This is a genomic window from Rosettibacter primus, assembly GCF_036860675.1.
In the GTDB taxonomy this organism is placed as follows: domain Bacteria; phylum Bacteroidota; class Ignavibacteria; order Ignavibacteriales; family Melioribacteraceae; genus Rosettibacter; species Rosettibacter primus.
This window is the reverse complement of record NZ_JAYKGK010000007.1, coordinates 96,927-110,648: the sequence shown is the minus strand read 5'-3', so window position 1 is coordinate 110,648 and position 13,722 is coordinate 96,927. Positions and strand designations below refer to the sequence as shown.

The following is a 13,722-nucleotide window of genomic DNA, read 5'->3' as shown; positions in this document are numbered from 1 at the left end:
TTATAATTTCAAAGCAATAATGTTCTTTTTGAATTGACCAGCACAGCAAAAACAAAATAAAACAATAGACCAAACACAAAAGCTACTGTAAAACCAGTTAACATTGACAATGAATAAGCAGCTACCGAACCAAGAACTGAAGTTACAGCATTAATTCCATACATCCATGGAATATATTTATCAAGATTATTTTTTTTCAATAAACTGATAAGACTCGGGAAAAGAAAACCGAGTAAAACACCAAGTGGCAGGATTAACAATATCATCATAGTTATAACAAAATATTGATTAAACAATAATAAGTATCTAAATAAGTATTGACCGAAAAAGAAAACAACAAAACCGTATAGAATAATCAACGCACAAATAATTTTCAGTCTTTGATAATTTTCTATTTCGAAAATTTTTTCTCTAAATCTGCTCCCTAATCCCATTCCGGTTAACACTGCAAATAATAATATTGAAAGTGATATAGTTGGAGAACCTACATACAAAATTAACTTTTGAAACAAAGAAATTTCTATAATCATGAATCCAATTCCTATCAAAGCAAACAACAATAAAATTTTTCTAAGTCTTCTTATTTTTATAAAATTTTTTTCACGCTTGAAAGATGAATAAGCAGCAAAAAACAGGGCAATGTTTATAGCAAGAATACTAATTAAAACCCATTTAATTTCATCTGGCAACAACTTTGATATTTTGTAAAAAAATGGTCTGTCATCTACAACAGGATTGATATCAAAGGGATGATTATTAATAAAATTTTTCAAATCAATATTATTATTTGAAAGATTTATTAAAAACTCATTAATAAAAGAATTATTAACATTCACATTTTCATCATAAGGTAAAAATGTAATTTGCGGAAAATTCTTAGGAAAGTTTTTCAATTTATTTTTTAAATCATTAATCTCATTAATTGTAAATGGTAATTTTTTTATCACAACAGTTGGGGCATATTCATCTTCCAGAACAATAATATGTTTGACGGCATCAATATTTGATATTCCAATTCTTTCAAACGTTTTGACTGCAGTTACTATTAATCTTAGCAGTTCCCATTTATTATGTAATGTTAAAATTAACATTCCTTCATTTGTCATAATATTCATGTAATCATATAATGCTTCTGATGTTAACAAATAGTTTTCACTCATTGCCAGCGCATCAATATTTTGAAGCTGTTCGGTTGAAGGTAGTGCCATTAAAATTATATCAAATTTTTTATTTGATTGTTTTACGTAATGTCTTCCTTCCTTTACAATTATTTCAACATTTGAAAAATTATTGTAGATACCACCATTAAATTTACTATGACTTTTTACTATGTCAACAAAATCTGGATTGATTTCAACTCCTATTATCTTGCGAATACCAGAAAGTAAGCTTATTAATACTTCTTTTCCTCCTCCGGGACCAATTATCAATATTGAATCTTTCTGATTCTCATTTAAAAACAAAAATGGAATTGTAGTTGAATGACTAAATAAAAGTCTTAGCAAAGTTCTGTCTGGATTTTTAGTATCCCCATTAAAGCGATACATTTGTGTTCCAGCTGCCCCATCAATAAATAATTGTCTTACAATATCCTGATGACTATATTGAACCAAATCTGCTCTTCCAAAAATACTCCATCGGCTATCAATGATATTTGCTTTAACATTTAAATCAGGGTACACATAATAAAAATCTTTTTCGGGGAAATTACCTATTGGCACTTTACCTAAAAATTCATTCTTCCCATTTACAAATAATATCAACAAAGCTACAAATGGAATTAACTCTATTTTCTTTGTGCTTTTGTTATATTTGAATAAAAGTGACAACAATAACATTAACAGTGAAAGAAATAAAACACTGTTTGTAGCACCAAAAAATTTTATAAGAAAAATAGGGATAAAAGCCCCAAAGGCAGCACCTATTAAATCTGCAGCATATAGTCTGGAGATGATTTCAGAGTAGTATTCGAAAAAGACAGAATATAAAATTCCTGCAAAGAAAAATGGAATAATTAACAGTACGAAAAAAACAAAATGATTTGTAATTGAAAATAAGATCACTAAAATAATAAAGCCTGCTAATGAGAATGTGTAATAAAGTAATATTCTAAAAACTATTTCATTAAGATTGTCTTTTTCTTTAATCTTAATTTTATAAAAAGAATAAATTCCCCCGCATCCTAAACCAAGAATGGCAAAAGATAATATTATAAATGCATAATTATAAACAAAAATTACCGAAGAAATTCTTGTAGATATTATTTCAAAAGATACAATTGTTAAAGATAATATGAATAAAGAAAGATAGACTAATTTATAATTATGACTATTAATTGCCTGCAATATATTCCCTGTTATATCATTTAAGAATACATAAAATTTTGTAAAAGCAAATTATATAATTAATTCGAATTAACAATTTCATTAACAGCATTAGCTAAGAAAATATAGGAAGCAGCAATACTTATTGTATATTCATTTTCTCCCCATAAAAACGGCCAATCTTCTTTGTTTTCCGGAAAATCTGGTTTCAAAATCAATAACCCAGGAACAACACCTCCAGCTATAAAAGTGAAATCTGCTCTGTTACTTCCATAAGCTGTCTTTTTCGAGTGAACACCTACACCAGAAACAAAAGAAATATTTGAATATGGATGACAACCAAAAATATAATTTAATCCTTTGAAAACATATTCGGGATCAATTAATTCCGGGAACGATTTATATAAGAAGTAATTAGTTGTAGCCCAGTTAATTATAATATGATTTGAACCCCAACCTCTTGTTTCCAATGGAACTCCATATGGGTTCGCTTTATTGAGGGCTTCAAGTGAACTTTTATATTTTTCAACATATGGTTTTAATCTGTTTTTGTAATCAATATCCATACTATTCAACGCTCTTGATGCTATGGACATATTCCATACAATTGTTGTATCATTTAGACTCTTCCACAATTTTTTTAGAAAGTAATTTTTATAAACTGTATCACCAGTTGATTTATATAATTCTAAAGCTGCAAGCAAATCGGTATTCTGTCTGAAGAATTCATCCTGTCTTTCGAATTTGTGAAGTGAATCAGATTGTTCAAATTCCCATGCTTTAATTGCCTGTTTTAATGCATCTTCTGCAAGTTCTTTATTATAATCTTTCAGCGCGCGATAAGCTGCAGATAAAGCTGCAGCAGAATAATAATTCAACCAGGGCATTCTAATTGTAAAGACCCACCTGTCGTCCATAGTACCACTTGAATGTTCATCCCTTTCATAGGGTTTTAATGATGGATTGTAAGGTAAATTATCAGTTATTGTAGATGCATCTCCAAGATGATGATATTGGTGCAAGTTGCCTACAATTATTCCACGAACTGCATGTCCTACATTTTTTTGTTGTGCAACTAATTGCAAAGTACCATGTTCAATTTGCTGCAATAAATCAGGTACACCATCAGGTCTTCGTATATCGACATATTTTGTTTTTTTATCAACAAAAGTTTGGTCATAAGTTAATTTAAATGATTCCCATGTATCTACCAGACTGAGAACAACACTACAATGAGAACGAGTTTCAATATCAAAATCTCCAGCATCAAACCAGCCACCAACTGCTAATCCAGGAATTCTTTCAAATGGTTTGTATTTCGTATAAGTAGATGAATCCATATTATAAAGGTCAAAATGAACATAGTTTGTAGGAGCTTGAAGAGCATCATCCTGATATGGTAATCCATGCCAAACTCGATAAGCTTCGTTAACAAACATATGGTCCATTTGAACAGGGAAAAATTGGCCAAGTGTTAAGTGCCATACATCATTATATATTCTTTTATTAATTGAAATTGGTTTGGTTAATTGTTCTCCATATTTAATAACATATAAACCTGTATCACGAACTGAACTAAAATCAAATATACCATACTGATAACGAAGAAACTTACCCCATGATCTTACAGGACTATTAAGAACCTCAATTAACTGTCCTGTAGGTAATAATTTGTAAAGGGAAACAGATTTCTGAAATTTATCATTCTTATCAAGTTCAATAATTGCATATTTTTTTTGAGAGGGATGATATCCCACTTGAGAATAAGTTATGTTTGGTTTTCGAATCCAATTTTGAATTGTTGATGCTTTAATGTTCCACTCTACTACTTTGCCTTTAGTATTTGATGGAATTAAACTTCTAACAACAAACCATCCATTTTGAGCAACATTGCGGCCATCAAACAGCATTAGTTTCCCAAGCAATGAACTTATTTGAATTCGGCGTTCAGCATCTTCTGGAGCTAACACTATCTCAGAGCCTTCAGCAATTGGCTCTGGTTCTACAAATTCATTACGTCCTCTGTCATCAAAAGTATTGTGTCCTGCAAACTGTGGAATCTTTTCTTTAATTGGTTTAACTTCTACTGGTCCAGATGGATACAATGGAAATATTCCAACTCTATTATCAACCAAATAAGTTTTTTCAAAATAAGCAGAAGGCAAAAACTCAATATTAAATCCCGCATGTCCTTCCAGTTCTTTAGGCAAAGGATTATCAAGAAAAACACTAATGTTTAATCCATCATTTGTTCCTTTGACTAAAATCTTTGAGTCAAAATTATAATCTTTATATCTGAGAGTAATTTCTACACTGTTATTTTTTTTATCAACTTTTCTTTCATGAAGCATAGGAACTAAATCCCATTGTTCTGGAGTATGTCTTAATCTCACTCCTCCTCCAGTTGCTGTGCGGACTCCATGATGAATAAATTCAATACCAGCCGTTTTTTCATCAAAGAAAAATCCTGTGTATTGATTACTGAAAACAAAAACATCAAATCCTCTCGATTCAAAATAGTCTAAATCATTAAGAGTTAATTTTTGCGAAAATACTTTTGAAGAAAAAACAACTATTAAGAAACATACCAATAGAACAAAATAATTGGATTTTACATTAGTGTTCTTCATAACTATCACCTTTATAGCTTTATTTATTGATAATGTATATAAAATTAATTTAATACTATACCCAATGACAATAATTTCGTTTTCAAAATATCATCATAAATTTTTACACCATACTTATTTCTTAATTGATTGATGAGTTCTTTCGAAATTTGTTCTTTGTAATAATTTATAAAATCATTTTTAATTTTATCTTTCACATCATCAAAGGTTAATTGTTTTTCATCTCTTTTGTAAACACATTTAATTAAAGCATACTTTGTTTCGTTTTCATTTTCACGATATTCAATTGGCCCTAACACTTCATCCTGATTCATATTAAATGCTGCTTCACTTAGCAAAGGTTTTTCATTTGTATTTTCAGAAACTATTTCACCTGTTTTTTTACGAATAAATCTTTTCACAAAAACTCTTTTGTCTAACTTTTCAAAAGGGACTCCATTTTTATAATCTTCTTTGAATTTATTTATTGTAACCGTATCATCTGAAACTATCAGGTAGATATTAACTTTTGCTAATTGATAATAAAGTGAATCCTTATTGCTTTCATAAAATTTTTTCAAGGCATTCTCATTCGGTTCTGGAATTTGTTTATCAATTACTTCCTTATCATACAGTTTTACAATTTCATCTACCATGAAATTACTTTTCAGATAAGGATTCATAACTTTTTTCTCGAGTCCAAGTTGTTTTGCCTTTTTTGCAACAGCTTCTATCTTAAGTGCTTCTATAATAAAATTCTTCACATCTTGATCTTTTATAATTGATGACCGTCCCATTATTAAAACATCTTCTAAAATTTGTAAAAATTTTTTCAAATCTACTCTGTATTTAGGAGCCGTTAAAATTGTAAAATTTTTCCCTTTCGAAATAGCGGTCACAATTGTGTCTTTATATGCACTCTCGTAAAAGTGGGGAGTTTTCGACCACTTGACAATTTGTTCAACTGCAGATTCATTCCATTTTATTTTGTTTTCATCAATTAATTTTTTTTGTTCTTCTTCAAAATCTTTTATACTGAGATAAGAAAAAGCCTGTCTAAGAGCAGTTCGTATTTCATCTTTTACTTTTTCGAGTGGTTCTACTTCTATTTTCTTTATTTCATAAACTTTGATAATGTAAAAAGATTGCGATGTTTCAATTATTCTAATCGAGCCTTCTGGAAGATGAAAAACAATATTATTTATTTCTGACATTAAACTTTTTTTCCAGTCAATTGGAGCGGCAATACCACCATTTTTATTTGTTAGTTCATCATCCGAATAAATTTCTGCAAGTTTTCCAAAATCTTCTCCTTCTTCTAATTTCTTTTTCAGTAAATAAGCTAAATTTCTTAAAGAATCTATCAATGTTTGCGGCATATCATAAGTTTTATTAAGAAGAATATTTCTGTAATTGACTATCCTATCCATCATTCGATAAACTTTGTGTATAGCAGAATCTGTAACATATTTATCTGCATATTTCAAATTATAATATTCATTATATAACTCTTCATTAATAGCTCGATTAATATTTTTCAGTAAATTTTTTTCTTTATGTAGATTCCTTTCAAAAAAATCAAATACTTTTAATCTGTTATTCACAATACGATTTAATGCAGGAATATAGCCTTTTGATTTTTCATTCAAGAAAATTTTATTATAGAAATATTCAAGAACATAATTATGCAGGTCTGAAAAACTTATTACAAAATTTTCCCCCACTTTTGCTACAATGCTATTAGTGTCACTTACTTGTGCAATTAATTTTGATGACAAGAAGAATAGCACAACAAATATTTTAAAACTTTTAATAAACTTAAGTTTATTCATTAGGAGACTCACTAATTTAATTCTACAAAATAATGGTATTACTTCATATAAATCATTTTCTTACTTACAACACCGTAGTCAGTATATAACTGGTAGAATAAAGTTCCCGATGATATTGTAGGGGGAGTATAATCAATTGAATATTCTCCTGGATTTTTTTCTTCATTGATTAAAGTATCAATAATTCGTCCAAGAATATCGTAAACTTTCAATGTTACTTTTGAACTCTTAAGAATTCTAAATGAGATTTTTGTACTTGGATTGAATGGATTGGGATAGTTTTGAACAAGTTCAAATTTATCTATAACATTATTCATTTCATCTACAGAAGTTGGAGAAGTAAAAGAAAGTTGCGGTGTAGTCCATGTAATCCATTTAGACAAATCTGGATTATAAGGACTGCGTTCAATGTTTGTATTAACATCTTTTTTATCAAGTAAAAACTTTTCTACAAAAGCAACAACTTCAGGTCTTTGAATTTCCGGCAATTGGCAATGATTATGACCTCCAATCTTGGAAAAACCAAATCTATCAGGAACCCCAAGTGCTTTCCAGACTTCATGAGCAGCTTTACAAGCTACATGACCAGATTCTTCTGCCAGCCACTCATAATCAGGATTTCCGAGAACAAATAAGGCTCTTGGAGCAATCATAGCCATTAACTCGTGATGGTCGAATGGTAATTTATTTACTGCATTGTTGAATAAACGCAGGTCTTGGTGATACCATGGTGCTCCTTGAGCATTACGAAGAGTTTCTCTGCTTCCACTCAAAGTTTCTGTTACACGCCATGCTGCATCGCCACCTCCGCCAGGTTCCTGAGCAATTGTCAATGCTATACGTTCATCGAATGCAGAAGAAAATAGAGCAATTTTGCCTGCAAATGAACAGCCTGTAATTGCCAGTCGTTTTAAATTAATTTTTGAAGCAAGTGTTTTTTCTAACCCATCAATAATTCTACTAACACCCCATGCCCAGGCTGTAAAGAATCCAACTTTTGAATCTGGAAAAAGTTTGTAAAATCCCCCTGTTCCTCTCTTAACATCAAAGCCCCATGGAGCTAATTCCCAGAATCTATATTGAATTGTAGCAATTCCTCGGGTTGTGAAAATATCTGAGGGTAAACTTCCTGTGCCAAATCCAATACCAATCACAGCTGGGAAAGGACCTTCTCCTTTTGGAAATGTAATTTTAGATGTTAAAACAAGTGTATCGCCATTTTGAATTATTGTAACAATTAAAGTACTGTCAGCAGAAAATTCAGCCAATAAAGTATCAGGCGGAGCTGGTTTTAAGCCAGTTTCATAATATTGAATTTGAGCCCCAATTTCTGCTCTTCTGCAGCGCCAATCTTCAAAACTCTTAATCCTGCCTTTTGAGCTATCAGACCACATAAAGGGGTCAGGCAAAGTTTTAATTACAGGAAGTTCATTAAAAGAAGGCAATGGAGGAAGCGAACAATTTTTCCCTGTGTTTTCCACTTCATAAGATAAAGGCAATTCCTGTGAATAATTATTACAAAAAAATATTATTGTCAAAAAAAACATCAAGAAAATTATTCTCTTCATTTTTATATCTTTTACATAATTATTAAAAATAATGAATTATAGCATTAATAACTTTGCAGCTTATGTGGTTAGCATATAAATCATATAATAGAATGTATAATTTGAAGTCAACCAAAACACATTGAAATTCATGTAAGCAGAAATTTTTCATAAAAAATTAGTGGAAGCATTCTATTCGAACACTTCCACTTAAAAAGTATAGATAAAGAATAATTAGATTACTTCATGAGAATCATCTTTTTCGAAATAGTATTATTTCCGAATTGTACAGAATAGACATAAACACCACTTGAGAGGCTGCTTGCATCAAATTTAACTTTATGATTTCCTGCCTGCTGGAATCCATTATACAAAGTAGCTACTTCCTTACCAAGGAGATTATATACTTTAATAATTACATTACCAGATTTTGGCAAATCATAAGAAATTGTTGTTGTAGGGTTAAATGGATTTGGATAATTCTGATAAACATTGAAATCAGTTGGTATAATTTCAGCTGTTTCAACATTAGTTGGTAATTGACCTTTGTTCAAGGCATTTTTCAATGTTGCAATTTCAGCATCTCTTTGTGCAAGCCACTGAGCTTTCTTCTCTGGGAACCAATTTAAGTCTCCAAGTGGGAAACCACCCAAACCAGCTGTTAACAATGTTGCATTTGTATATGATAAATCAATCGGAATTGGCCAGTCAGAAACATGAGGATATTCAGCTTCACTATAAACTTTTCTCCATAAATTCAATACTGCAGTACTATTAGTTGTATCAACTGTGTTCAAGCAGAATTCTCTTATTTCTGATTTTATAGCTGCACTGAACAAATCGTTTGGGTTGTTAAATTGTGGGTCAACCGAATACCAGTTACCTTCTACTAAGTAAGGATATTTTTGATTATCATCGAACATAGCCTGAGTGCGTGCATTCATTCTAATCATTTGAGAAAACCATTGGTCGGTGTTATTTGTCTTTCTCTGTGCAAGAACCTGATGCATATCAGCAAAATAGCTATCCCAGTAAGCATTATTATTTGTAACCAATACTTTTCTATCAACCTGTTCATAATCTGCTGGCAAATCTCTAACATTAATTAATCCTGTTGGTTGCAAATCTAGGTCGGTTTCGCTAAGGTCTAATGATGGACAATATGGTTGCATGTTGCTATTAACAAAGATATTGTTAGCAATAATCATATTGCTTACATAACCCTGATTTTCGAAAACAATTCCTGCACAATTAACAAATGTATTATGATTAACAAAGACTTCTTTTACAGGATAGTTTCTAAATTTATACAACATTCCTTGACCCATAACATGAGTACTATTTTCTACCCAGATTACATCAGTGTTGTGTTCAACATTATCATAAACACCGCCATTACGTCTGCAGGGCTGTCCGCTCATATTAACAAAGTAGCAGCCATTGATATACAATTTAGTACCTTCTACTTGATTTGAAGCAACAAAGACCCATCTGGTTCTTTCAAACAAACAATTTTCCAAAGTAACAGTGCAACCCTCTTTAGAACCCCAGAAGAATGTCCATCCAAGATTATTTGTAGCTGAAGCAGGAATCATATTCACATTTTTTACAGTAACATCACCGCCAAAATTGATACCACCTGTATTTGTTCCAGAACCGCAAATTACAGGTGGATGAGACTCAGCATCTTTATTAGTTACAAGTGGTCTATTGTCCTCGCCGATAATTCTCGTGTGTATCTGGTCGCTTGTTGTAGGATTGCTTGCCAAACTATAAACTTCGTTCTTTTTCAAAAGATAAACTCTTCCTGCTGGGGGAGCACTATCATATACAATTGCACCATATAGTGTATTATCCCCCGGTTTTACAACCGCAGTATCTCCTCTAAATTCTTCAATATAATCACTTAGGTTTTGTGCTATCGAAGTTCCTGTAATAAAGAGAATTAAGACAAGTATAAATTTTACAAAGTTCTTCATGGTTACCTCCTATTATTTTGTTATTAAGTTAATTTGTTGTTACAGTGTAAGAATTAGATCAAATATTTTATAGCATTCCTCCTCCGCTTATTATTTAATAATAAATTATTTACAAACTATATCTTAGAGAAATTTCATAAAAAGTTGGACTGTAAGTAGTTGAAGCTAAATTCGATATAATTTCAGTTGTATTTGGTCTGCGAAAATCTCTGTAAGTTTTTATTGGTTTACGGAATAAATTAATACCATTAAATGCAATACTTAATCCATCTATAGGAAGTTTTTGTTGCAAAGTTAAATCCCATTTATGAATAGCAGTTGTCAGCTGATCTTCTTCGGGTCTAACACCAACATAAGATGTTACAGCATCTTTCAAATTATAAGATATTCTTCCTGAAAAACCTTTGTAATCAACACCGATAGCAATATTAAGAATATGGTCTGCCTGATGGAGTAATCTGCCTGAATAAATTCTTGATTTTGTTAGATAAAAATGACGCTGTTTTATACCGCTGCCAGCAACAGAATCAATATTTTCTATAATCAGATAATCCATCTTAGACCATGTTCTTGTATAATTAATATTTAAAACCAGAGAGTTAAATGGCTTTGGCAGATACCAGAAGTTTGTTTGCCATTCAATTTCAAATCCTCTTAGATAGCCAGGGTTTGGATTATTCACATAAGAAGAAACAAGTTGAGACCTGTTAGGTGCTTGAACATTCAAATTTTTCCAGAGTGCGGAATCCGGGAACCAAACGTTCCATGCTTTTATATTTTGATAATAAAATTGTGTATTGAAAAATACATCCTTCAGCTTTTTATAAAATCCAGTTACTGTAAAGAGTCCAATTTTGTTACTATAGAGATATAATGCCAAATCATAATTTGTAGTTACAGTAGGTTTAAGATTTGGGTTACCAGCCGAAGCACCACCGCCTGGCTCAAAATAAATATTGGGCAATATAGCTAAATAATCTGGCCGTGAAATTGACTTTGTGTAAGCTGCTCTTAAATCTGCCCAATCAGTAATTTTGTATCTAAGTTGCAAATTCGGGAAGAAGTTTTCATCATTACGATTAGAGGTATTCAATGTATCAAAGAGAACACCATCACCATCAACTACGTGAGTTACATAGAAAAAGTTGGCTTTATAGTTCATATTAAAATGTTCATATCTTGCACCAAGAATTAAGTTAAATCTATTACCAATATTAAATTCGCCCATAAGATAAGCAGCTTTAAATGTTTCTTTTCCATCAAAATCGTCTCGTTCGGATTGTGCTCTGTGTCTTGATTTTAACCATCCGCTTGCAGATTTGGGCAGGAAAGAATCCATTATACTCTTATCAATAACATAATCGAATTTGTAAGTGCCATCAAGAAAATAATTGCCTCTATCATAATTGTTATTCCTTACATAATCAAACATAAGGGGAGATGAATTACTAAGGACTTTATCAGAGAAAAAGTTGCTCACATTATTATAAAAGTCGGGATCTCCAACCCTGTGATAGCTTACTTCAGTATTATTATTTCTTTTTGAATAATCATATTTACCACCAAGTTTAATTTTTCCAGAAAGGATTTTGCCAAGACTCATCGGAATAGTAAAATCGAGTTTCGCTGTATACAAATTTTGTTTGAAAGCTTCTGTACGCAAGACTGCCCATCCATAAATAGGACTACGCTTCCAGGCATCTGGGTCAAGTTTAATTTTATAAACATCATCAGGAGTCATATAATCTCTAGCTTTGACGTAATTAACATAAACCATATTTCCATCGACATAATCCACAAAAGGTTGACCAGATTTTTCGCGGAAACCAAATTCCGTCCCAGGGTCACCATATCTAACATCAGTATTTTTATCTGAATAGGAATGTGATAGACTCAATTCGGCTTTAATATTTCCCAAATTATACTCTGTCTGAAGGGCGTTAATAAGGAGTTCTTTATTGTGTTTATCTCTATTTAATGTAAAGAACAAACTGTTTTCAGCAAAATCGAATTCTGTACGATATCTGGCCATATCATTTAAAGTATGAGCCAATGTATTTTGTAAAACAACTTTACCATTTGGCAGTTGATAATCAAGAATAACGCTTCCGCCAATATTACTTATTATATTTTCTTCATCTTGAAAAGCGAAATCAATCATTCTATATTCAGCAAAACCATATCCTAAATTATCAACCCCTTTTTGATATCCGGCATTTGTGAAATCGTTACCTGCATTTGTGCGGTCCGCATTTCCCTGCACAAAAACACCTAGTTTATTATTCAAAAATCTATTACTTGCACTTACCCAGAATTTATAATTATCGTAAGTTCTATCCTGTCTGTTATAAGTTCCTTGAGACAAAACATCAAAACGGAAATTTTCCGGGGCTTCCATAATTCTTAAGTTTACTACACCCCCAATAGCATTTGCATCCATATCAGGTGTAAGAACTTTAATTACTTCAATTCCAGATAACATATTCGAAGAAATGAATCCAAGGTTTACAGAACGGTCATTCATACTTGTAGAAGGAAGTTGAATTCCATTCATTAATATTACATTTTGTTTTGCTTGAATTCCTCTAACAACAATTTTATCTCCATCCATAAGAGACATACCAGGCAATCTGCTCAAAGCTGCAGCAGCACTTTCATCGGGTAGTTCGCGAATTCTTTCCGCCGAAACAACATTTTTTATAGTATTTGATGTTAATTGTTGATTAATTGCTTCTCGTTGACCCTTTGCCTGTGCTGTAACTTCTACCTCAAATTCAAAAGTTGTAGGAGTAAGTGGTACATCCCCCAAAGAGAGATGTTTTGTGGTTACTTCAATATCTAATTTTTCAGTTTGATAACCAATATATGAAATTTGTAAAGTTCTCTTTCCAACTGGTATATGATGTATTGTAAATTTGCCATCATAATCTGTTGCTGCACCAAGACTGGTATTAACAATCATTACATTAGCACCAATTAATGGTTCTCCAGTTCCTTTATCAACTATCCTCCCACTAACACTTCCGCTCCCCTGTGCAAAAATTGTTTGTAATGGGAAAGATATAATTATAACGAGAAGAAAAATGTAAATCTTTTTTTGCATGGTACCTCCCTCACATATAAAATTATTGTTTACAAACTAAATTGTAGTTTTAAATAAATCAAATGAAAAAATTCAGTATAATATAAACCGATATTGTATTAATAAAAACGTTTCAAAATAACATAAGATTATTTTCTTGTCAAGCAAAATTTTTCGAAAATTTTTCTCGGAACCACTTTAACAAAAAAAGAAGGGACTAAATTTGTGGTAAAAATTTATATTAATAGTTCGATAAGGTTTTCGCTTTATTAAAATATTACATCAACTTTTTTATCTTCGAATATAAACTAACAAGATTTTTTTCTGAAATTCTAAAACCTGTCCCATG

General features: G+C 31.2%; 6 protein-coding genes. All 6 read right to left on the bottom strand.

What is annotated here, in order from left to right:
* Positions 1 to 8 precede the first annotated feature (8 nt).
* Positions 9 to 2,345 carry a spermidine synthase family protein gene (locus tag VJY32_RS10150; protein ID WP_353677799.1) on the bottom strand — a complete coding sequence of 779 codons (2,337 nt, stop codon included), beginning with the start codon at positions 2,343 to 2,345 and terminating at the stop codon, positions 9 to 11.
* A 59-nt stretch (positions 2,346 to 2,404) separates the two neighbouring features.
* On the bottom strand, positions 2,405 to 4,954 hold the full coding sequence (locus VJY32_RS10145; protein WP_353677798.1) for a glycoside hydrolase family 9 protein: 2,550 nt from the start codon (positions 4,952 to 4,954) through the stop codon (positions 2,405 to 2,407).
* Positions 4,955 to 4,998: 44 nt separating this feature from the next.
* On the bottom strand, positions 4,999 to 6,765 hold the full coding sequence (locus VJY32_RS10140) for a peptidylprolyl isomerase (RefSeq protein ID WP_353677797.1): 1,767 nt from the start codon (positions 6,763 to 6,765) through the stop codon (positions 4,999 to 5,001).
* A 38-nt stretch (positions 6,766 to 6,803) separates the two neighbouring features.
* On the bottom strand, positions 6,804 to 8,333 hold the full coding sequence (locus VJY32_RS10135) for a T9SS type A sorting domain-containing protein (protein ID WP_353677796.1): 1,530 nt from the start codon (positions 8,331 to 8,333) through the stop codon (positions 6,804 to 6,806).
* Between the two features lie 218 nt (positions 8,334 to 8,551).
* Complete coding sequence (locus tag VJY32_RS10130; RefSeq protein WP_353677795.1) at positions 8,552 to 10,291, bottom strand: T9SS type A sorting domain-containing protein; 1,740 nt, start codon at positions 10,289 to 10,291, stop codon at positions 8,552 to 8,554.
* A gap of 109 nt (positions 10,292 to 10,400) precedes the next feature.
* Complete coding sequence (locus tag VJY32_RS10125) at positions 10,401 to 13,394, bottom strand: TonB-dependent receptor (protein ID WP_353677794.1); 2,994 nt, start codon at positions 13,392 to 13,394, stop codon at positions 10,401 to 10,403.
* Positions 13,395 to 13,722: the final 328 nt, after the last annotated feature.